Raw genomic sequence first — 21,596 nt, 5'->3', positions numbered from 1 at the left:
CGCTAGCTGCGGCTACTTTGGGAGCGCCTGCAGCAATTTGGCGTGGATGCCTCCAAACCCGCCGTTGCTCATGCACACCACATGATCCCCCGGCCGGGCTGATTGCACCACCTGGGCCACCAGGGTGTCGATGTCTGCGGCGGTTTGGGCACGCTGGCCCGGGCCCACGCCCAGGGGGGCCAAGGCCTGTGCGGCATCCCAGTCAAGCCCTGCTGTGTGGCAGAACGCCAGGTCGGCGGGCTCTAGGGCCCAGGGCAGCTGGCTTTTCATGGCGCCCAGCTTCATGGTGTTGCTGCGGGGCTCGAACACGGCCAGGATCCGCGCCTTGGCGCCCAGACTGCGGCGCAGCCCGTCCAGGGTGGTGCGCAATGCGGTGGGATGGTGCGCAAAGTCGTCGTACACGGCCACGCCGCCCACGGTGCCACGCAGTTCCATGCGCCGTTTGACGTTCTGGAAGGTGGCGAGGGCATTGGCTGCCTGCTCGGGGGGCACGCCGACATGGTGGGCAGCCGCGATGGCGGCTAGGGCGTTGAGCTGGTTGTGCACGCCGGTGAGTGTCCATTCCACGCGGGCCACCCGGCGGCCCTGGTGCATCACATCAAACGCCTGGGGGTCGCCCATGCCATAGAAATCGTTCACCGCTGCGCCGAAGCTGGTGACTTCGCTCCAGCACCCGGCGTGCAGCACCCGGGCGAGGCTCTCCTCCAGCCCGTTGGCAACCACACGGCCTGATGGCGGCACGGTGCGCACGAGGTGGTGAAACTGGCGTTCGATGGCGGCCAGGTCGTCAAAGATGTCTGCGTGATCGAACTCGAGGTTGTTGAGCACGGCGGTGCGGGGCCGGTAGTGCACGAACTTGCTGCGCTTGTCGAAGAAAGCGGTGTCGTATTCGTCTGCCTCGATCACGAACAAGGGGGTCGAGCCCAGAGCTGTGGCGGCGGGCGTGGGGCGTCGGGCGGCACCCAATCGGGCCGACAGGCCGAAATTAAGCGGTACGCCGCCAATCAGGAAACCGGGCTGCTGGCCCGCGCTCTCCAGAATCCATGCCAGCATCGACGTGGTGGTGGTCTTGCCATGGGTGCCAGCCACGGCCATGACGTGGCGTCCCTGCAGCACATGTTCGGCCAGCCACTGGGGGCCGCTGGTGTAGGGCAGACCTGCGTCCAGAATGGCTTCCATGAGGGGGAACTTGGGCGTGCCGTCGGGCAGCCTTGCGCGGCTGACCACGTTGCCGATCACGAAAATATCGGGTTGCAACGCCATCTGGTCGGCGCCGAACCCCTCGATCAGGTCGATGCCCAGCGCCCGCAACTGGTCGCTCATGGGCGGGTAGACGCCCGCGTCGCAACCGGTCACCTTGTGGCCTGCCTCGCGGGCCAGCGCAGCAAGGCCTCCCATGAACGTGCCGCAGATGCCTAGTATGTGTATGTGCATGGGCGCTGATTCTAAAGCCGCCGCGATACTGAGAAATATTGGTAAAAATGCCTTTCTGCGCGCGCTAGGCATGCCCTAAAAGCTATAAAAAATATAGCAATTGGGTATTTCGCTTCCGGGGTGTTCGTGGGCCTTGTGCAGGGGGCGGAGCGGCCCGTCATGGATCGCGCGCACAATGCGGGCTCCTCCGCTGTCTTCCACTTTCATGCACACACCTTTGAGTGAAGAAATCGCCCACACCACGGCGCGCCTGGTGGTCGAGGAAGGTCTTGAATGGGGGCCTGCCAAGCGCCGGGCCCTGCGCCAGATGGGGCTGCCTGCCCGTACCCCGTTGCCCGACAACGATCTGGTGGAAACGGCGGTGCGGGAGTACATCGAGCTCTTCTGCGCCGACACGCAGCCGCGGGAGTTGAGGGCGCTGCGCCAGCTGGCACTGGTCTGGATGGAGCGGATGGCGGCGTTTCGTCCGCATCTGGCGGGGGCTGTCTGGCACGGCACTGCCACGCGCTTGTCGGATATTTATTTGCAGTTGTTCTGTGATGACCCCAAATCTGCTGAGATAGCGCTGATCGACCACCATGTGGACTATGAACCCCGCACGGTGACGGGTTTTCATGGTGAATCGGTCGAGGCCCTGAGTCTGGGCAGCAAGTCGCCGGAACTCAATGAGATGATCGGGGTACATCTGCTGATCTATGACCTCGATGATTTGCGGGGGGCCTTGAAGCCCGACACCAAAGGCCGCATCCCGCGCGGCGACATGACGGCTGTGCGCCGCCTGCTCCAGGAAACCCCTGTCCCATGACGAAGACGACTCCCTCCGATTTGCCTGAATCCGCGTCTGGGCAACCTGCCGTGCTGCCTCAGGCTTCCTCGCCCACTCGACGTCGCCTGCTGTATGCCGGTGTGGCTGGGGCGGCAGCCCTGGGCGGCGCAGGGCTGGCGTGGTGGAAATTCCAGCCGCACGCGATGGAGGCTGGTGCGGAGCAGGCGCTGTGGGGTATGGAGTTTGAAAAGCCGGAGGGGGGTGTGGTCGCCCTCAAGACTTTTTCCGGCAAGCCACTGCTGCTCAACTTCTGGGCCACCTGGTGCCCTCCCTGTGTGGAGGAGTTGCCGATGCTCAACGCCTTCTATCGTGAACATGCCGCCAAAGGTTGGCAAGTTCTGGGTTTGGCCATTGACCAGCCTTCGGCTGTGCGCAAATTCCTGGCCCGCATTCCTCTGGAGTTCCCTGTGGGGCTGGCGGGATTGGGCGGGACGGACCTGGGGCGCTCGCTGGGTAACCTGACTGGTGGCTTGCCTTTCACTGTGGTGCTGGGTGGGGCCGGGCGGGTGCTGCATCGTAAAATGGGGCAGGTGACCCCCGAGGATTTGCAGCTGTGGGCGTCCTTGCGTTGAGGCGATTGGCCTCTGCGCCTCCTCTGTAGGCGCTTGTTACTGGAGGCCAGGCTGACTATTTCCATGATGAAGTTCATGGAAAATGGATGTGGAAGACTGCGATAGGGTGAAATTGGAGTAAATTCGCGCCCTATTCAGTTTTATAGCCGTTGGAGCTTCCATGGATCTGCGAAAACTCAAAACCCTCATCGATCTCGTGTCCGAGTCGAATGTGTCCGAACTCGAAATCACGGAGGCCGAGGGCAAAGTCCGCATCGTCAAGAGCGGTGGCGCCGTGGTTCAGCAGTATGTCCCCGCCCCCATGCAGGCGCCTGTGGCCCCTGCACCTGCAGCCGCTGCCCCGGTGGCGGAGCTGCCAGCCCCGCCGGCAGCCCCCGCAGGCCACATCGTCAAATCGCCCATGGTCGGCACCTTCTACCGCTCGTCCAGCCCGGGCGCCAAGCCTTTTGTGGAAGTGGGCAGTCAGGTCAAGGAAGGCGAGACCATCTGCATCATCGAGGCTATGAAGATCCTCAACGAGATCGAGGCCGACAAGTCGGGCACGGTCACTCGCATCCTGGGTGAAAACGGCCAGGCCGTGGAATACGGACAACCTTTGTTCGTCATCGAATAAGGCGCGCATGTTCAAGAAAATCCTGGTCGCAAACAGAGGGGAGATTGCCCTTCGCATTCAGCGCGCCTGCAGCGAACTTGGGATCAAGGCCGTGATGGTCTATTCCGAAGCCGACCGCGACGCCAAGTACGTCAAGCTGGCCGAAGAGGCGGTGTGCATCGGCCCCGCGCCCTCGCCGCTGTCCTACCTCAACATGCCGGCCATCATTTCGGCGGCGGAAGTGACCGATGCCGAAGCCATCCACCCCGGCTACGGTTTCCTGTCCGAGAACGCCGACTTCGCCGAGCGCGTGGAAAAGAGCGGTTTCCAGTTCATCGGCCCCACGCCTGACAACATCCGTACGATGGGTGACAAGGTTTCAGCCAAGCAGGCGATGATTCGCGCGGGCGTTCCCTGTGTGCCGGGCTCCGAGGGCGAGTTGCCCGATGACCCGGTGCAGATCCGCCGCATCGCCAAGGCCATTGGCTACCCGGTCATCATCAAGGCCGCAGGCGGCGGCGGTGGCCGTGGCATGCGCGTGGTGCACACCGAGGCTGCCTTGGTCAATGCCGTGCAGATGACCAAGGCCGAAGCGGGTGCTGCGTTTGGCAATCCTGCGGTGTACATGGAGAAGTTCCTCCAGAACCCCCGCCACATCGAGATCCAGATCCTGGCCGACAAGCACCGCAACGCGGTGTATCTGGGCGAGCGCGACTGCTCCATGCAGCGCCGCCACCAGAAGGTGATCGAAGAGGCGCCAGCCCCCGGCATCCCCCGCAAGCTGATCGAGAAGATCGGCGAGCGTTGCGTAGCCGCCTGCAAGAAGATCGGCTACCGTGGCGCGGGCACGTTCGAGTTCCTGTACGAAAACGGCGAGTTCTACTTCATCGAGATGAACACCCGCGTGCAGGTGGAGCACCCGGTGACCGAATGGATCACCGGCGTGGACATTGTGAAGACGCAGATCATGGTGGCGGCCGGCGAGAAGCTGCCCTTCACCCAGCGCCAGATCGAGATTCGCGGTCATGCGATCGAATGCCGCGTGAACGCGGAAGACCCGTACAAGTTCATCCCATCGCCCGGGCGCATCACGACCTGGCACCCACCAGGCGGCCCTGGTGTGCGTGTTGATTCGCATGCGTACTCGAACTACTTCGTGCCGCCCAACTACGACTCGATGATTGGCAAGATCATCGTGCACGGCGACACGCGCGAGCAGGCCCTGGCCCGCATGCGCACGGCGCTGTCCGAGACCGTGATCGAAGGCATCAACACCAACGTGCCGCTGCACCGCGAACTGATGGTGGACGCCAAGTTCATGGCGGGTGGCACCAACATCCACTACCTGGAAGAGTGGCTGTCGCAGCACAAGCGCTGAAGACGGCACCTGGCAGTTTCACATGCTGGCCCTTGGCAACAGGGGTCAGCATTTCATTTTTCTGAGAGGCGTTCCATGTTTGAGCTGAGTCTGATGTGCCCCGAGGACTGTATCGAGCCGGTCAGCGACGCGCTGGATGCGCTCGATGCGCTGAGCGTGTCGGTAGAAGATGCCGACGCCCAGACAGATGCCGAGCAGGCGCTGTTTGGCGAGCCGGGCATGCCTCCACCCAAGGACGGCTGGCAGCGCAGCCGTGTGGTGGCGCTGTTCCCGTCCGAGGTGGCGGCGCGCGAAGCGCAGCAGCTGCTGGTGGTCCAGGACTTCTTTGTGGGTTGTCAGGTGCTGGGTGTGGCGCAGGTCGCCGAGCAGGACTGGGTGCGGCTCACACAGTCGCAGTTTGCCCCGGTGGACATCACGCCGGATTTCTGGATCGTTCCCACCTGGCACGAGCTGCCCGCGCAGGCCGTGCGCAGCATCCGCCTGGACCCGGGTCTGGCCTTTGGTACCGGCACCCACCCCACCACACGCATGTGCCTGCGCTGGATTGCGCGCAATGGGGCAGTGCAGCCGGGGGCGGGCAACCCGCTTGGCCGGGTGCTGGACTATGGCTGCGGCTCCGGCATTCTGGCCATTGGTGCGGCCAAGTTCGGCGCTACGGACATTGATGCTGTGGACATTGACCCCGCTGCCGTGGAGTCCGCCGCCCAGAACGCGCAGGCCAACGGCGTGCAGCTGAACACAGGCCTGCCCGACAAGGCGCGGGGCGAATACCAGACGGTGTTGGCCAACATTCTTGCTACCCCCTTGAGGGTGTTGGCGCCCTTGTTGTGTGCCCATGTGGCGCCGGGTGGGCACCTGGTGCTCGCAGGCATTCTGGAGCGCCAGGCAGACGAACTCAAGGAAGCCTATGCGCCATGGGTTCGGCTGGAAGTGGCAGATACCGAAGATGGCTGGATCCTGATGACCGCCCAGCGCTGAGACGGTGTGGAGGAACCCGCCATGCCCGCTCATCCCGCCAAAACACACCCGTCCGCTGTTGCCAATGCTCGCCATAGCCCGCGCTATGGCTGTGCTTTGCCCCTGGATCGGGCACGGTTTGGCGGCCTGCTCGGGCTCGCCGGACTCATTCGCGCCTGCTGAGCCTGCGCGTGTTATGCCTGGGCCGTAGTGACAACGCGGCCCCTACAATCCACCGCTGATGAGCCAGATCACTCGCTGCCCGTCCTGCGCCACCTCTTTCAAGGTCGTGGCGGACCAATTGCGCATCTCGGAGGGGTGGGTGCGGTGTGGGCAATGCAAGGAGGTGTTTGACGCCTCGGCGCATTTGTTGCCTGTGGCGCCGCCCGCACTTTTGCCGGACGTGTCGCTCACGGACGTGCGGCCAGCTCCAGCCTCTGCGGTTCGCAAAGCCGATGCAGGACGCGCCTGGGGGGGCGGTTCGGCCCCGCCGGTTCCTCCCGCGTTAGGTGGGGGTGTCCGGGAGGCTCCAGCGGTCGATGACGAGGCGCGCTTCATTGCGCGTGCCGACGACGGCAGGCGTCATGCCGTTGCCACGCCGTCTGTGGCTGCTGCACCTCTGGCGCCGACGATGCCTGTGCTGGACATTCCGGCGCCCACCGTGCCCGCATTCTTGGCTGTAGGGGCAGAGGTGCCCGAGGAAAACGCCTTGGGCCTAGCGCCCACCGCGCCATTTGCGTGGCGGTCTACCTCGGTGCCCTTGCCGGAAAAGGTGCTCACTCCCACCGCTGCGCCTTGGGAACAGCCAACGTTGCAGGTTCCGGTTACAGAGGATGCTGCTGCCAAACCGATGTTGAATGCCGCTGTAGAGGCCGCTGCCGAAGATGGTGCGCCGTCTTTGCTGGTGCCCGGCGTTGTTGATGCGCCCAAGGTTGCCGAGGTTTCCCACGGGGGATATGAGCTTCCGGCCGCTGACCTGCATGATTCCGTCTGGCCTGTGGGGCAGGTGATTCCTGATGAGCGCGGGGAAGACAAGGCCCTGGCGGAAATCGTCAAGACCCCGGCCAGTGAGGGTGAGGATTCTCTATCGCCGGAACCTGAACCGGCATCTGCCGAACCTCCTGCAGACTTGCGTGGTGCTGTGCCCGATGCCTCGTCGGCAGCGCCTGTGCTCCCTGGATTGCTGCCGCAACCTCTGCCCTCGGTGGACTTTGTGCAGCTGCCTGTGGCGGAGGAGGCGGCGACCACATTGGAGCTGGTGGCAGATGATTCCCCTGCCGCTGTGTTGCAGGCCCGCGTGCGCAAGCCCCTGCCCAGCCAGGCGGAAGAAAAAGAAGAGGGTGAGGGGCATGATGCAGAGCCTGAGGTCAGCTTTGTGGTCGCCGCCCGGCGCAAGGCTTTCTGGCGCAAGCCTGCAGTGCGAGCGGCGCTGGTGCTTGTGTCGCTGGTCTTGATGGTGGGCTTGGTGCTGCAGGTGGCTATTCAGGAGCGTGACCGCATTGCTGCCATGGACGCGCGTGCGAGACCTTGGCTGCTCCAGTTGTGCGAGCCCTTGCGGTGTGAGATCGCCCCACAGCGCCAGATCGCCGATGTGGTGATCGACAGTTCTTCCTTTAACAAGGCCCGGGGAGACAGCTACCAGTTGGCACTGGCGATGAAAAGCAAAGCTGATATCCCGTTGGCCATGCCGGCCGTGGAGTTGACCTTGACCGATGCGCAGGACCAGCCTGTATTGCGCCGGGTGCTGCTGCCGGCGGACATGGCCGCTCCGGCTGAACTGCCCGCACGCGGCGAGTGGAGCACATCGGTATCTGTGATCGTGACCACTGGCGGCGCGCGTGTCGCGGGGTACCGGCTGCTGGCGTTTTACCCCTGAATTTCTACCAACCGACTGACTGATTTATTTTTATGGCTGCCCTTATTTGTGGTTCCCTGGCGTTCGACACCATCATGACCTTCGAGGGGCGGTTTGCTGAGCAGATCCTGCCCGACCAGTTGCACATTCTCAATGTGTCTTTCCTGGTGCCTTCGCTGCGCCGGGATTTCGGTGGGTGTGCGGGCAACATTGCCTACAGCCTCAAACTGCTGGGTGGTGAACCTTTGCCCATGGCCATGCTGGGCAGCGATGGGGCCGACTATCTGCAACGCCTGGAATCGTTGGGCATCAGTTGCCGCTATGTGGGCCAGGTGCAGGACACCTATACCGCGCAGGCCATGATCATGACGGACCGCGACAACAACCAGATCACGGCCTTCCATCCGGGCGCCATGATGCAGGCGCATGAGAATCGCATTGATGCAGACACCCGGGCGAGCGTGGGGATTGTTGCGCCGGATGGGCGCGATGCCATGCTTCAGCATGCTGCTCAGTTCGTGGCGGCGGGCATTCCTTTTGTGTTCGATCCCGGACAGGGGCTGCCCATGTTCAGTGGGGAAGAGTTGGCGCAGTTTATTGAGCAGGCGTCCTGGGTGACAGTCAACGACTATGAAGGCAAGATGCTGTGCGATCGCACGGGTTGGACCCTGGCCGATATCTCGCGCAAGGTGAAAGGTCTGGTGGTGACGTTGGGGGCCGAAGGTTGCGAGGTGTGGGTCGAGGGAGAAAAGACCCATGTTCCCCCCGTGGTGCCTGCACAGGTGGTGGACCCTACGGGGTGTGGCGATGCCTGGCGTGGCGCGCTGCTCTTTGGCCTGGAGAAGGGGTGGACGCTGGCGCGCTGTGCTGAGTTGGGTAACCGTGTCGGGGCCCTGAAAATCGCACAGCGTGGACCCCAGAACTACACGCTGGACTTTGTGGTGGAGTGATGGATGCTGGTATGGGCCGCTGACTGCTCAGGCTCGGTATGTCTTTTGGGGTCTGCTGCCACTGTTCGTTCCTGGTCGTTGGCCTCTTGTCCATCCATAGTCCAGTGCAGGCATAAAAAAACCCGGTGCACAGGCACCGGGTTGAGCGTGTGATACGCCAGGATCAGGGCTTGTTGCCCGTAGGGAACGGCCAAGCCGCCTGAGGATTCAGGGTGGTTTGTGCGGCTGGAGCGGCCGCAGGGGCAGGCGCCTTGGGGGCCTTCTTGGCCGGTGCAGCTTTCTTGGCGGGGGCCTTGGCGGTGGCCTTCTTGGCGGGCGCGGCTGCCTTTTTGGCAGGAGCGGCCTTCTTGGCGGGCGCTGCTGGCTTCTTTGCTGCTACAGCCTTTTTGGCGGGAGCGGCTTTCTTTGCCGGTGCTGCTGCCTTCTTGGTAGGTGCGGCCTTCTTCGCTGCTACGGCCTTCTTGGCGGGAGCGGCTTTCTTTGCCGGTGCTGCTGCCTTCTTGGCAGGTGCGGCCTTCTTCGCTGCTACGGCCTTCTTGGCGGGAGCGGCTTTCTTTGCCGGTGCTGCTGCCTTCTTGGCAGGCGCGGCCTTTTTCGCTGCTACGGCCTTCTTGGCGGGAGCGGCTTTCTTTGCCGGTGCTGCTGCCTTTTTGGCAGGTGCAGCTTTCTTCGCTGCTACAGGTTTTGCTGCCGCTGCAGCTTTTTTCGCGGGGGCTGCCTTCTTAGCGGCCGGTTTTTTCGCAGTTGCCATCATGTTCTCCTTGGGTCAATTTGCAAAGAGCACTCTCTGTCTGCTGTGGACAGAAAGCGATCCATGGAGATGGATGAAAACTCCATCTCCATGAACACGGGAACGCCCTCCACGGCGGCGCTCTGGGGCGCTTTCTGTGAGGAGCGTGGTGTAAAAATCCATGGTGGTGTGATGCGAACGGGTGCTAGTCCCAGGACAGCGCACCACCGGACTGGTATTCAATAACCCGGGTTTCGAAGAAGTTGCGCTCCTTCTTCAGGTCGATCATCTCGCTCATCCACGGGAACGGGTTTTCTTCGTTGGGGAACAGCGTCTCCAGTCCGATCTGCGTCGCGCGGCGGTTGGCGATGTAGCGCAGGTAGCCCTTGAACATGGAGGCGTTCATGCCCAGCACGCCACGTGGCATGGTGTCCTCGGCATAACGGTACTCCAGCTCCACGGCCTTGAGGAACAGCGCCTTGATCTCGGCCTTGAACTCTGCGGTCCACAGGTGAGGATTTTCGAGTTTGAGCTGGTTGATCAGGTCGATGCCAAAGTTGCAGTGCATCGATTCGTCGCGAAGGATGTACTGGTACTGTTCGGCGGCACCGGTCATCTTGTTCTGGCGGCCCAGCGCCAAGATCTGCGTAAAGCCGACGTAGAAGAACAGGCCTTCCATCAGGCAGGCAAACACAATCAGCGATTTGAGCAGCGTTTGATCCGTGTCGGGCGTGCCGGTGTGGAAGTTGGGGTCCATGATCGCCTCGATAAAGGGGATCAGGAACTCGTCCTTGTCACGGATCGACTGGACTTCGTTATAGGCGTTGAAGATCTCGCTTTCATCCAGACCCAGCGACTCCACGATGTACTGGTAGGCGTGCGTGTGGATCGCTTCCTCGAACGCTTGGCGCAGCAGGAATTGGCGGCACTCGGGCGCCGTGATGTGGCGGTAGGTACCCAGCACGATGTTGTTGGCGGCCAGCGAGTCGGCGGTCACGAAGAAGCCGAGGTTGCGCTTGATGATGCGGCGCTCGTCTTCGGTCAGGCCGTTGGGGTCCTTCCACAACGCGATGTCGCGCGTCATGTTCACTTCCTGCGGCATCCAGTGGTTGGCGCAGGTGGCAAGGTACTTTTCCCACGCCCACTTGTACTTGAACGGCACCAGTTGATTGACGTCGGTCTGGCCGTTGATGATGCGCTTGTCGGCCGCATTGACGCGCCGATGTGCGGGGGCCACCGCTGCAGTAGCCGGGGTGGTTGCAGAGGCAGTCATGGATGCGTGCACGGCCTGCAAGGTGGGGGTCTGGAAAGACAGGGGCGGCTGTTCCGCCGGGTGGCTCTTGTTCAGTCCACCGTCCAGTTGATTTTGCGATGAGGGCTTGACTTCTTCGTCCCAGGACAACATAGATTTTCCAGTGTTCGGATTATGAAAGCAGTGCTGCAAAAAGGAAAGCACTGCAGCGTTGTGCAGCAACGTTTTGTTGCTTCACAGCACAGGCACAACACCTCAAAGCAGTCCGAGGTGTTGTGCGCAAAGTCCTTATTGGCAGGCTTCGCAACCAGGATCGTCGATGGCGCAGAACTTCACGTCCGTAGCGGGCACTGCGACGGACTGCGCAGCAGCTGCGGCAGCCGCTGCTTCGAGTGCGCTTGTTTGTGCCTGTGTGGGCGCAGATGCTGCAGGCGCACCGCCTTCATTGCCGGAAGACACAGCGTTGAGCTGGCGTGTGTTCACGGTGCTCATCTCAACGTGCGTGGCGCTTTGTGTGCGCAGGTAGTAGGTGGTCTTGAGGCCACGGATCCAGGCCAGCTTGTAGGTGTCGTCCAGCTTCTTGCCCGATGCACCAGCCATGTAGATGTTCAGGCTCTGCGCCTGGTCGATCCACTTCTGGCGGCGCGATGCGGCCTCGACCAGCCACTGTGGCTCCACTTCGAAGGCTGTGGAGTACAGCGCCTTGATGTCGGCCGGCACACGGTCGATGGGGTGCAGCGAACCCTTGAAGTGCTTGAGGTCCATGACCATCACGTCGTCCCACAGGCCCAGGCGTTTGAGGTCGCGCACCAGGCCGCCATTGATGACCGTGAACTCACCCGACAGGTTGGACTTCACCGACAGGTTGCCGAACGAAGGCTCGATCGATGCGTCCACGCCAATGATGTTGGAGATGGTGGCTGTGGGGGCGATGGCCACGCAGTTGGAGTTGCGCATGCCGTCCTGCGCAATCTTTTTGCGCAGGGCATCCCAGTCCAGCGTGGACGAGCGGTTCACTTCCACATAGCCGCCGCGGGCCTGCGAAAGCATGTCCAGCGTGTCGAAGGGCAAGATGCCGCGATCCCACAGCGAGCCCTTGTAGCTCGAGTACTTGCCGCGTTCCTTGGCCAGCTCGGTAGAGGCCCAGTAGGCGTAGTAGCAGATGGCTTCCATCGACTTGTCGGCAAACTCCACGGCCTCTTGCGACGCATAGGGTATGCGCAGTTCGTACAGGCTGTCCTGGAAGGCCATCACGCCCAGGCCCACGGGTCGGTGGCGCAGGTTGGAGTCGCGGGCCTTGGTGACGGCGTAGTAGTTGATGTCGATCACGTTGTCCAGCATGCGCATGGCCACGGTGATGGTCTTCTTGAGCTTGTCGTGGTCGATCTGCCCGTTCTTCAGATGCTGCAGCAGGTTGACCGAACCCAGGTTGCACACGGCGGTTTCGGTGTCGCTGGTATTGAGCGTGATCTCGGTGCACAGGTTGGACGAGTGCACCACGCCCGCGTGCTGCTGGGGCGAGCGCACGTTGCAGGCATCCTTGTACGTGATCCAGGGATGACCGGTCTCGAACAGCATGGTCAGCATCTTGCGCCACAGGTCGGTCGCCTGCACCGTCTTGGCGGGCTTGATCTCGCCGCGTGCAGCCTTTGCTTCGTAAGCCACGTAGGCCTTTTCGAAGTCTGCGCCGAACAGGTCGTGCAGATCGGGTACGTTAGATGGCGAGAACAGCGTCCAGGTGCCCTTTTCCATCACGCGGCGCATGAACAGGTCGGGGATCCAGTTGGCCGTGTTCATGTCGTGCGTGCGGCGGCGGTCATCGCCGGTGTTCTTGCGCAGTTCCAGGAACTCTTCGATATCCAGGTGCCAGGTTTCCAGGTAGGTGCAGACGGCGCCCTTGCGCTTGCCGCCCTGGTTCACGGCCACGGCCGTGTCGTTCACCACCTTGAGGAACGGAACCACGCCTTGCGATTCGCCGTTCGTGCCCTTGATGTGCGAGCCCAGGGCGCGCACGCGGGTCCAGTCATTGCCCAGGCCGCCGGCAAATTTGGACAGCAAGGCGTTTTCTTTGATGGATTCGTAGATGCCGTCCAGGTCGTCGGGCACGGTGGTCAGGTAGCAGCTGGATAGCTGCGAGCGCAGCGTGCCGCTGTTGAACAGCGTGGGCGTGCTCGACATGAAATCGAAGGACGACAGCACTTCGTAAAACTCAATGGCGCGGGCTTCGCGGTCGGTCTCGTTCAGTGCCAGGCCCATGGCCACGCGCATGAAGAAGGCCTGGGGCAATTCGATGCGGGTCTTCTTGACGTGCAGGAAGTAGCGGTCGTACAGGGTCTGCAGGCCGAGGTAGTCGAACTTCAGGTCGCGGTCGGCCTTGAGGGCTGCGCCCAGGCGTTGCAGGTTGTACTGCAGCAGACGCTCGTCCAGCAGCTCGTTGTCCACACCCTTCTTGATGAATTGGGGGAAGTATTCGAGGTAAGCCTGGCCCATCTCGGCCTGGGTCACTTCCTTGCCCAGCACCTCGCGCACGATGGTGTGCAGCAGCAGGCGGGCTGTGGCGTAGGTGTAGTCAGGGTCTTTTTCGATGAGTGTGCGTGCGGCCAGGATGGACGCCTTGTAGACCTCGTCCATGGGGACGCCGTCATACAGGTTGCGCATGGTCTCTGCCACGATGGGGTCGGCCTTGACGTCCGCGCCCAGGTTCACACAGGCCGATTCGATGAGTGCCTGCAGCCGACCCAGATCCAGGGCAATGCGTGCGTCACCGTCCATCACATGCAGCACAGGGGCAGATGCCACAGGAGCCTGCTGGTCGCTCTGGCGGGCACGTTCCTGGGTGCGGCGCTCGCGGTACAGCACATAGGCGCGGGCCACTTCGTGGTGGCCACCGCGCATCAGGCCCAGCTCCACATGGTCCTGTACGTCTTCAATATGGAAGGTGCCGCCACCAGGGCGCGAGCGCACCAGTGCCCGGGTAACGTTGTGGGTCAGCGTGTCAACTACTTCGCGGACGCTGGCGGATGCAGCACCCTGTGTTCCGTGGACTGCGAGGAATGCCTTCATCATGGCGACTGCAATTTTTTGCGGTTCGAACGGCACCACAGCGCCATTGCGGCGAATGATCTGGTGGTGCGCGAACGCATTGCTGGCCGTTGCCGCAGGGGTGGCTTGGGATTCGGGGGAATCTGATGTGCCGGGCTGGGCGGTGGAAGGCGTGTTCAAAGCAGCTTGCATGGGTGTCCTCTTCTGTGGGCTGTCTGGAGTGGGAGTGCGGCGTGAGTGCCGCCGCAATGGGAGAGTGGAGCGCCGGACTTTAGTCTGTCGCACACTATATATGGTGTGTCGTGTGTGTTCAAGACACTACCGGTAGTGTACCGCTTGAAGCGGGTCGAAAAAGGGAAACAAGCTGTGTTAGGCCTGTGGAGAGCCAGCAGAGCACCCGGCGCGAAGCCCTTGCGGGCGTTGCGATCGGTGCTGAAAACCCTGAAATGGTGGGCGCTGGCAGCGGATTTGACCTCCGAGGCCGCGCAATGCTTGGATGGAAAAAAATGTGCAAATGCACAAAGAAAAAAACCGCGCTGACGCTTCGCGGCGACAGTGCCAGTCAATGGGGCGGCGGTGTGCCGGACGGAGCGGCTGGGGGGAACTGGTGGCGCGGCCAGTCCAGTGCCTTTTGCAGGACGGCCCAGTCGAAGCCGGGACCAGGGTCCTGCTTGCGCCCGGGGGCAATGTGTTCGTGCCCCGCCACATGGGCGATGGGATAACGCTGCGCGATGTCCTGGCACAGCCGGGCCAGTGTCTGGTACTGGGCGGCCTCAAAGCCCAGGCCTTCCAGTCCCTCCAGCTCAATGCCGATGGAGTCGTCGTTGCACTGGGCGCGCCCCCGATAAAAAGACTGCCCCGCGTGCCAGGCACGCAGGTCGCAGTTCACAAACTGCCAAGGCACACCCATGCGGTCGATAAAAAAATGGGCGGAAACCTGCAGGCCCCGGATGCCTTGGTAATAGGGATGCGCGTTCCAGTCCAGGGTGTTGGTGAACAGCTGTTGCACAGCCCCCGTCCCGAATTCGCCAGGCGGCAGGCTGATGGAGTGCACCACGATCAGATCGACCCCCCGGCCCCCCTCCGGACGCATTCCATGGTTGGGGGACTCCAGCCGGTGCGCAGCGCGGTGCCAGCCGCCCTCCCAGGGATCGGCTGGCCAGGCGTCATCCAATGTCGTCATGCGGGTCCTGGTCGTTCGGGACGGCGATGTTCAGGCGGGCGATGCGATAGCGGATCTGGCGCAGGCTGATGCCCAGCCGTGCAGCGGTGGCGGTGCGGTTGAACCCGGCCTCTTTCAGGGCGCGGATCAGTATCTCGCGCTCCTGCTGGTCCAGCCATGCCTGCAGGTCGTTGGGCAGGGGCGGGGCGCAGGCGGTGCTGGCGTGATCCGGTGCGCTTGTCTCGGTGGGCTGCGCCAGTTGCGGGGCGGCGGGTGATGTTGCCAGTCGTACCGCTTGCGCGTCGGTGGTGCCAGTCGGCCCATCGACGTGCAGTTCTTCGCCATCGCTGAGTGCCACCGCGCGGTGCAGCAGGTTCTCCAGCTCCCGCACATTGCCCGTGAGCGGGTGGGCGGCGATGGCAGCGAGTGCACGGTCGGTTAGGGCTGGCACGGGCATGCCGGACTCCTGGGCGATGCGGGACAGCAGCGCCGTGCAGAGCGCGGGCAGGTCCTCGCGCCGCTCCCGCAGTGGCGGGATAACGATCTCGATCACATTGAGCCGGTAGTACAGGTCCTGCCGGAAGCGGCCGGACTGTACATCGGCAGCCAGATCCCGGTGGGTGGCGCTCACGATGCGCACATCCACGGTTTCTTCCTGGGTGGAGCCCAGCGGGCGCACGCTGCGCTCCTGGATGGAGCGCAGCAGCTTGGACTGCATGGCCAGGGGCAGATCGCCGATTTCGTCCAGGAAAAGGGTGCCCCCGCGTGCGGCCTGAAAGTACCCGTCCCGGTCCTGGGTGGCACCGGTGTACGAGCCCTTGCGGGCGCCAAAAAATTCGGCTTCGAGCAGGTTCTCCGGGATGGCGCCGCAGTTCACGGCCACCAGGGGGCCGTCGGCGCGCTGGCTGCTGGCATGCAGCGCCTGCGCCACCAGCTCCTTGCCGGTGCCTGACTCGCCATGGATGAGAACCGGCGCCATGCCGCGCGAGACCTTGGCCACCCGCTGCTTGACGTTGCGGATGGCTTCCGACGCACCGACCAGCTTGTCCAGCGCCGCGTTGCCCGACGCATGCTCGGCCGCCGTCGCCGCTTGCCGTTGCTGCCCGGGGCTGCGGGTGGCACGGGGGGCAGGTACCCCACCGGTGCCTTGCACTGCCGAGGCCACCACCGAGCGGAACTGCTTCAGGTCCACCGGTTTGGTCAGGTAGTCGAAGGCGCCTGAGCGCAGCGCCTCGACCGCGTTCTCTGCCGAGCCGTAGGCGGTCATGACCACGCAACGCTCCCGGCGCTGCTGGTCACGCAGGTCCTGCAGCAGCTCCATACCAAAGCCATCGGGCAGCCGCATGTCGGTGATCACGGCATCAAAGCGATGGGCCTTGAGCTGGTCGCGCGCCTCCTGCACGCTGGACGCCGTCTCCACGCGGTAGCCTTCGCGCAGCAGGGTCAGCTCGTACAAGGTGCGCAGATCGGGTTCGTCATCAACGACGAGGATGGAGGCAGCAGGGGCGTTCATGGCAATCCGGTTCAGACCACGATGGTGTCAAACAGCGTCGCGGCGTCGGCAGGGCGGGTGGTACGGCGGAAGCCCACGGTGAACGCGTTGCCTCCGGTCTCGCCCCGCAGCGTGGTGCGGTTCAGCCGCTGGTAGCTGATGGACGCGCCATGGCGCTGGCACAGCTCGCGGCAAATATAAAGCCCCAGGCCGCTGGAGCGGCTCTCGGAAGAGAAGAAAGGCTCGAACAGGTGGCGTTCCACGGACTTGTCCATGGGGGCTCCGTCGCTCCACACCTGTAGGCTGATCTGGCCTGCTGGCGTAGCGCGTGTGGTAACACACAGGGAGTCGGGCTCCGGCCCCATGTAGCGCAGGGCATTGTCCAGCAGGTTCACCAGCACGCGGCGCAGGTGCTCGCCATCAAACTCCACCTGCGTGGACTGGGTGTCCAGCATGACCACCGCACGGCGCTGCACCGGGTCCTGGGCTTGCCAGTCGTGCCAGATCTGGGCAATGGCCTCGTCCAGTTGCAGGGTAGACGCGGGCGCGTGGCTGATCTGGTGCTGCACCCGGGCGATGTCGAGCACTTCTTCGGCAATGCGTGCCAGCCGGTCTGCGTTTTGCTGGACCATGTGGGCCAGGCGTTTTTGCGCGGGGTCGTGCAGGTCTTCTTCCAGCAGCGCATTGGCCTGCACGATGGCCGCCAGGGGGTTGCGGATTTCGTGGGCCACGGCGGCAGACATGCGGCCCATGGCTGCGAGTTTTTCGGTGCGCAGGCGGGCTTCCATTTCGCGCAGATCGTGCAGGAACATCACACACAGCCGTTCGGTGTGGGCTTCGCGAGCAGCCTCCCGGGTGGACGTGAGCCAGGTGCGCACATGCAGGCCAGTCGGGCTTTGGCCGGGGTGCAGCAGGTCCACATCTGCCGTCTGGGGTTGTTCGTGGCGAAAAGTGCGCCGGGCCAGTATGAGCAATGGCTTCCAGGGGGATTCGGCCTGCAGCGTCAGCGGCAGGTCGGGCAAGGCGCCGCTCGCCAGCAGCTGCAGCCCGGCCGGGTTGGCGACACGCACCACATCGTTTTCGTCCACCACCAGCACGCCATCGGTCAGGTTCTGGATGACCAATGCGCTCACCTGGGTCTGCACGCGGGCCGCAATCTGGCTTTGTTGCGCCACTTCCTGCTCGCGCGTCAGCCGGGTCGCCAGCTGGTGCACCAGATAGCTCACGATGAAGTAGCCCGTGCCGGTGAGTGCGCTTTGCAGGTAGCGCTGCGCCTCGTCTTCGCCGGTGCGCACGCCCGTCCACCAGGCCCAGCCCAGCAGCAGCAGCGTGACGCCTGCCGTGGTGCCCAGTGCCAGCGTGAGTGTGCCCAGCACCGCTGCCATCAGGATGGGCAGGCCGAACAGGGGCGTGTAGTTCATGGTGCCTGCATGCAGCAGCTGCAGGGCCGTGATCGCAGCAAGGTCGATGCCGATGGACGGGAGCCACTGCGGCCCCGCGCCAGGCGAAGGTGGGCCCTGTCGGGCCAGCACGCGCAGGGCCACGGTGGCGACCAGATAGGCCACGCACAGTGTGAGCAGCGTGGGGTCGGCGACCTGGTTGATGACCTGCCCCGCGCCTTGCAGGACCAGCAGGGCGAGCGCCACCATGAGGCGGCCAGTCAGGAACCCACGCCACATGCGCACAAAAGGCGCATCCACCGTGGCCAGGTAGTTGCCAGCAGGCAGGGTTTGCATGGCTCAGGCCGGACCCAGCTGCCGGTGTTCGGTGCTGCAGTAGGCCTGGTTGCCGAGCATCACGGCCTCTGCCTGGGGGATGTGCACGCCGCAATGCGCGCAGGCCAGCATGTCCTGCGGCAGCGCGCGTGGCGATGGGGTGGATGGCTTGGGCGCTGCATCGTCCGGAGCGCGGCGGCTGCGCCATATACCGATGGCCACCGCCAGGACCACGAAAAGGACCAGGTATTTCATGCGCTGCGGCCCAGAACCACTTCCAGCACAAAACGCGAGCCGACATAAGCCAGGAGCAGCAGGGCCGCCCCGGCATACAGCACCCGAACCGCATTGCGCCCGCGCCAGCCAAAACGCGCACGGCCCAGCAGCAGGGTGGCAAACGTCAGCCACGACAGCAGGGAGAAGATGGCCTTGTGGTCCCAGCGCCAGGCGCGGCCATACAGCGTCTCGCCAAACAGCCATCCGGCCAGCAGCGTGGCGGTGAGCAGCACAAAACCGGCGGTCACGAAGCGGAAGGTCAGCCGCTCCAGGGTGAGCAAGGGGATGCCGCTGTGCGGATCTTCCGCCTGGCGGATGTGGCGCTCGGCGCGGGTCATGAGCCAGGCGTGCACCACGGCCGCTGCAAACAGGCCATAACAGGCGATGCCCAGGGCCAGGTGCAGCGGCAACCAGGCGGATGCTGCAACATGCAGGGGTTGGCCCGGGAAGACCATGGCCAGCACGATGGCGGCGGCACCCAGGCCCGCCAGCACCCAGCGGGATTGCATCTGCGGGAAAAGCTGCCGCTCCACCGCATACACCGTGAGAACCAGCCAGGCCGTCATCGACAAGGCAGGGGCAAAACCAAAACGCGGCGTGTCGCCCCACAGGCCCCACACCAGCACCGCGCCATGCAGCACCCAGGCCACCAGCAGGGCGTTGCGGGCCGCTGCGGCGCCCAGGCGCGGGGCTGCGGCTGCCGGGACGGCGTATGCCACCGCGGCGGCCAGGGCCAGCAGCCAGCTGATGGGGGAGCTACTCGCTAAAATCATGGGTCACAGTTTAGCCTTTTGCCCCCACTGCCAGCGCCCTGGCAGCCTGCCCGAGACAACCACCGCGTTGATCGCGCGCAGGCAACACCGGAACTTCCCCTATGGCCTCCGCACTTACCGACAAACTCTCGCGCCTCGTCAAGGAGATGCGCGGCCAGGCCCGCATCACCGAATCCAACGTGCAGGACATGCTGCGCGAGGTGCGCATGGCCCTGCTCGAAGCCGACGTGGCCCTGCCCGTGGTGCGCGACTTCATCGCCCGCGTGAAGGACAAGGCGCTGGGCCAGGAGGTACTGGGCTCGCTCAAGCCGGGGCAGACGCTGGTGTCCATCGTCAACCGCGAGCTGGCCGCCACCATGGGCGAGGGCATTTCCGACATCAACCTCGCCGCCCAGCCCCCGGCCATCATCCTGATGGCGGGCCTGCAGGGTGCGGGCAAAACCACGACCACGGCCAAGCTGGCCAAGCACCTGATCGAGAAGCGCAAGAAGAAGGTGCTGACAGTCTCGGGCGACGTGTACCGCCCGGCGGCCATCGAGCAGCTCAAGACCGTCACCAAGCAGGCGGGCGCCGAATGGTTCCCCAGCACGCCCGACCAGAAACCGCTCGACATCGCGCGGGCCGCGCTCGATTACGCCAAGAAGCACTACTTCGACGTGCTGCTGGTCGATACAGCGGGCCGCCTGGCCATCGACGAAGCCTTGATGAAGGAAATCAAGGACCTGCACGCCACGCTGAACCCGGTGGAGACCCTGTTCGTGGTTGATGCCATGCAGGGGCAGGACGCGATCAACACCGCCAAGGCCTTCAAGGAGGCGCTGCCTCTCACCGGCATTGTGCTCACCAAGCTCGACGGTGATTCGCGCGGCGGTGCGGCGCTGTCGGTGCGGCAGGTCACCGGGGCGCCCATCAAGTTTGCCGGTGTCTCGGAGAAGATCGACGGGCTGGAGGTGTTCGATGCCGAGCGCCACGCAGGCCGCATCCTGGGCATGGGCGACATCGTGGCCCTGGTCGAGCAGGTCACGGCGGGCGTGGACATGGAGGCCGCCCAGAAGCTGGCCGCCAAGGTCAAGAGCGGTGACGGCTTTGATCTGAACGACTTCCTGTCCCAGATCCAGCAGATGAAGCAGATGGGGGGGGTGTCCAGCCTGATGGACAAGCTGCCCTCTCAGCTCACGGCCAAGGCCGGTGCGTTGGACATGGACAAGGCCGAAAAAGACATCAAGCGCAAGGAAGGCATCATCCAGAGCATGACGCCGTTGGAGCGCCGCAAGCCCGACCTCATCAAGGCCACGCGCAAGAAGCGCATTGCCAATGGGGCGGGCGTGCATGTGCAGGAGGTCAACCGCCTGCTCAAGGAGTTTGAGCAGATGCAGGGCATGATGAAGAAGATGAAGGGCGGCGGCCTCATGAAAATGATGAAGCGCATGGGCGGCATGAAGGGCATGGGCGGGGGCGGCATGCCCAAGATGCCTTTCTGAGCGCCCCGGCCCTGGCACCCCAAACCCTGAAGAGGCGTTGCTGCTTCTTCAGGGTTTTTGCTTTTTAGAGCGGCTAAAAAACTCTTCTGGCGTCGTTGTCGCGTCTTGTCGTACTGCCTGCTCTAGCCAGAACCGCTTCGCTGGATTTTGTTGGGGGCTCTTAGGGCGTTGGCGGCCCTCAGGGCGCCTGCAGCCAGTGCTTGAGCGGCTGATGCGCCCATGCCTTGGCATCGTCACCCACAAAAAGGCTGGGCTGGGAGGCAGGGAGCTTGCGGCGTTTTTCCTGTGTGGCGATGGACTTCTGTGCTTCGGCCAGCCAATCGGTCATCGAACGGCTGTCCGCGTCTGCCTGTCCAAACAGGGCTTCGGCAAAGGGCGTGTGGTTGCCGTTGTACTTGCACTGAAAGCTGGTGCGGCGTGCGTCCGTGGCTGTGATCACCACGCGGTTAGGGGCTTTCAGGGGCTCGATGAAGGCGCCGCTGTAGCAGGTGGACAGCACTACCAGTGTGGGCACCTTGTGGAGCGGTGCCAGCGCATCGCTCAGTGCCTTGGGAGTGAGGGGCTGCAGGTTTTTTCCGCCCGCGCTGATGTTGAGCAGACCGGGGTTGCTGTGGGTGGAGATGAACAGCAGCACGCGGTCGCGGGGGCGGGCCACCTCGGCCGTCTTGGACATCACCAGCGCAAAATTTTCTGCCGTGGCCTGGGGCCAGTCGGTGGGTTGGTCGCGTGCGGGGTTGGCCAGCTTGAGCATCAGCGCATTGGGGTCGATGTCCTTGACCCATTTTTCGGCCAGCAGAACGTCGTTGCGGAACGCCTTGGACTGCGAGTGCATGGCAAAGCCCGCGAAGATGATGCGCCCGGGTGGTTCAGGGGGCGGAGGTGGGGGCGCCGGGGTGGCGATCGGGACGGGCTTGTGGGGCGGCGCCGGGGTGGGCTGGGCGCAGCCCACCAGGGCCAGGGTCAGGGCCAGCGCGCTGGCCTGGATCAGCCGCCAGCGGGCGGCAGGGAACAACAGAAGAGGTGGCATCGATAGCGGGGCCGCACGGCGCCGCAGACCACCGTCAGGCAGAACGGTCTGGGCGCAGGGGCCTGGTGAAAAGGACACGCAT

19 protein-coding genes are annotated in these 21,596 nt (G+C 63.8%); 9 read left to right on the top strand and 10 right to left on the bottom strand.

The features are described 5' to 3' along the window. Positions 1 to 12 precede the first annotated feature (12 nt). Positions 13 to 1,434 (bottom strand): UDP-N-acetylmuramate:L-alanyl-gamma-D-glutamyl-meso-diaminopimelate ligase, encoded by a 1,422-nt coding sequence (gene mpl, locus ACSQ3O_RS22435; RefSeq protein WP_436140538.1) that lies wholly within the window; start codon positions 1,432 to 1,434, stop codon positions 13 to 15. Between the two features lie 205 nt (positions 1,435 to 1,639). Here mpl and ACSQ3O_RS22430 point away from each other — a divergent pair, with 205 nt between their 5' ends. The 7 genes from ACSQ3O_RS22430 to ACSQ3O_RS22400 all read left to right on the top strand — a co-directional run bounded on the left by ACSQ3O_RS22430 (position 1,640) and on the right by ACSQ3O_RS22400 (position 8,564). Beyond that, on the top strand, positions 1,640 to 2,239 hold the full coding sequence (locus ACSQ3O_RS22430; protein WP_436140537.1) for a hypothetical protein: 600 nt from the start codon (positions 1,640 to 1,642) through the stop codon (positions 2,237 to 2,239). Beyond that, on the top strand, positions 2,236 to 2,832 hold the full coding sequence (locus ACSQ3O_RS22425; protein ID WP_436140536.1) for a TlpA family protein disulfide reductase: 597 nt from the start codon (positions 2,236 to 2,238) through the stop codon (positions 2,830 to 2,832). Before ACSQ3O_RS22430 ends, ACSQ3O_RS22425 begins: the two co-directional genes overlap by 4 nt. A gap of 160 nt (positions 2,833 to 2,992) precedes the next feature. Continuing rightward, the gene (accB, locus tag ACSQ3O_RS22420; protein ID WP_137745829.1) at positions 2,993 to 3,445 is read left to right on the top strand and encodes an acetyl-CoA carboxylase biotin carboxyl carrier protein; all 453 of its coding nucleotides are present in this window, start codon (positions 2,993 to 2,995) and stop codon (positions 3,443 to 3,445) included. Positions 3,446 to 3,452: 7 nt separating this feature from the next. Then, positions 3,453 to 4,802: an acetyl-CoA carboxylase biotin carboxylase subunit gene (gene accC / locus ACSQ3O_RS22415; protein WP_137745830.1), complete on the top strand. Its 1,350-nt coding sequence runs from the start codon at positions 3,453 to 3,455 to the stop codon at positions 4,800 to 4,802. A 75-nt stretch (positions 4,803 to 4,877) separates the two neighbouring features. After that, positions 4,878 to 5,780: a 50S ribosomal protein L11 methyltransferase gene (gene prmA, locus ACSQ3O_RS22410; protein ID WP_436140535.1), complete on the top strand. Its 903-nt coding sequence runs from the start codon at positions 4,878 to 4,880 to the stop codon at positions 5,778 to 5,780. A 220-nt stretch (positions 5,781 to 6,000) separates the two neighbouring features. Next, complete coding sequence (locus ACSQ3O_RS22405; protein WP_436140534.1) at positions 6,001 to 7,635, top strand: DUF3426 domain-containing protein; 1,635 nt, start codon at positions 6,001 to 6,003, stop codon at positions 7,633 to 7,635. A gap of 32 nt (positions 7,636 to 7,667) precedes the next feature. After that, the gene (locus ACSQ3O_RS22400; protein ID WP_298449601.1) at positions 7,668 to 8,564 is read left to right on the top strand and encodes a carbohydrate kinase family protein; all 897 of its coding nucleotides are present in this window, start codon (positions 7,668 to 7,670) and stop codon (positions 8,562 to 8,564) included. A gap of 163 nt (positions 8,565 to 8,727) precedes the next feature. On the opposite strand, the gene ACSQ3O_RS22395 is transcribed toward ACSQ3O_RS22400, so the two are convergent. From ACSQ3O_RS22395 to ACSQ3O_RS22385, 3 genes are all read right to left on the bottom strand, one after another. Next, a complete protein-coding gene (locus ACSQ3O_RS22395) occupies positions 8,728 to 9,315 on the bottom strand; it encodes a histone (protein WP_137745834.1) in 588 nt (195 codons plus the stop codon). Between the two features lie 184 nt (positions 9,316 to 9,499). Beyond that, positions 9,500 to 10,699 carry a ribonucleotide-diphosphate reductase subunit beta gene (locus ACSQ3O_RS22390; protein WP_436140533.1) on the bottom strand — a complete coding sequence of 400 codons (1,200 nt, stop codon included), beginning with the start codon at positions 10,697 to 10,699 and terminating at the stop codon, positions 9,500 to 9,502. A gap of 135 nt (positions 10,700 to 10,834) precedes the next feature. Further along, positions 10,835 to 13,780, bottom strand: a complete 2,946-nt coding sequence (locus tag ACSQ3O_RS22385; RefSeq protein WP_436140532.1) for a ribonucleoside-diphosphate reductase subunit alpha — start codon at positions 13,778 to 13,780, stop codon at positions 10,835 to 10,837. Positions 13,781 to 13,915: 135 nt separating this feature from the next. On the opposite strand from ACSQ3O_RS22385, the gene ACSQ3O_RS22380 reads away from it, so the two are divergent. Further along, positions 13,916 to 14,128, top strand: coding sequence for a hypothetical protein (locus tag ACSQ3O_RS22380; protein WP_436140531.1), 213 nt, complete (start codon positions 13,916 to 13,918; stop codon positions 14,126 to 14,128). A gap of 22 nt (positions 14,129 to 14,150) precedes the next feature. On the opposite strand, the gene ampD is transcribed toward ACSQ3O_RS22380, so the two are convergent. Genes ampD through ACSQ3O_RS22355 form a run of 5 tightly spaced genes read right to left on the bottom strand, consistent with a single transcriptional unit; the run spans position 14,151 to position 19,006 of the window. Next, on the bottom strand, positions 14,151 to 14,771 hold the full coding sequence (ampD, locus tag ACSQ3O_RS22375) for a 1,6-anhydro-N-acetylmuramyl-L-alanine amidase AmpD (RefSeq protein ID WP_436140530.1): 621 nt from the start codon (positions 14,769 to 14,771) through the stop codon (positions 14,151 to 14,153). After that, complete coding sequence (locus ACSQ3O_RS22370) at positions 14,755 to 16,263, bottom strand: sigma-54-dependent transcriptional regulator (RefSeq protein WP_436140529.1); 1,509 nt, start codon at positions 16,261 to 16,263, stop codon at positions 14,755 to 14,757. Before ACSQ3O_RS22370 ends, ampD begins: the two co-directional genes overlap by 17 nt. A gap of 11 nt (positions 16,264 to 16,274) precedes the next feature. After that, on the bottom strand, positions 16,275 to 17,978 hold the full coding sequence (locus ACSQ3O_RS22365) for an ATP-binding protein (RefSeq protein WP_436140528.1): 1,704 nt from the start codon (positions 17,976 to 17,978) through the stop codon (positions 16,275 to 16,277). Positions 17,979 to 17,981: 3 nt separating this feature from the next. Then, positions 17,982 to 18,212, bottom strand: a complete 231-nt coding sequence (locus tag ACSQ3O_RS22360; protein ID WP_436140527.1) for a PP0621 family protein — start codon at positions 18,210 to 18,212, stop codon at positions 17,982 to 17,984. Next, entirely contained in the window at positions 18,209 to 19,006 is a 798-nt protein-coding gene (locus tag ACSQ3O_RS22355) for a cytochrome C assembly family protein (RefSeq protein ID WP_436140526.1), read from the bottom strand. The genes ACSQ3O_RS22360 and ACSQ3O_RS22355 overlap by 4 nt, the downstream gene beginning before the upstream one ends. A gap of 101 nt (positions 19,007 to 19,107) precedes the next feature. Between ACSQ3O_RS22355 and ffh the strand changes: the two genes are divergently transcribed. Then, positions 19,108 to 20,487, top strand: a complete 1,380-nt coding sequence (ffh, locus tag ACSQ3O_RS22350) for a signal recognition particle protein (protein ID WP_436140525.1) — start codon at positions 19,108 to 19,110, stop codon at positions 20,485 to 20,487. A gap of 178 nt (positions 20,488 to 20,665) precedes the next feature. On the opposite strand, the gene ACSQ3O_RS22345 is transcribed toward ffh, so the two are convergent. Continuing rightward, entirely contained in the window at positions 20,666 to 21,514 is an 849-nt protein-coding gene (locus ACSQ3O_RS22345) for a C13 family peptidase (protein WP_436140524.1), read from the bottom strand. Positions 21,515 to 21,596 lie beyond the last annotated feature (82 nt).

Origin of the sequence: Acidovorax sp. LjRoot74 (assembly GCF_964254355.1) — a bacterium.
GTDB lineage: Bacteria > Pseudomonadota > Gammaproteobacteria > Burkholderiales > Burkholderiaceae_C > Acidovorax.
Note: the sequence above shows the minus strand (reverse complement) of the source record. Positions and strands in the feature narration are given on the sequence as shown.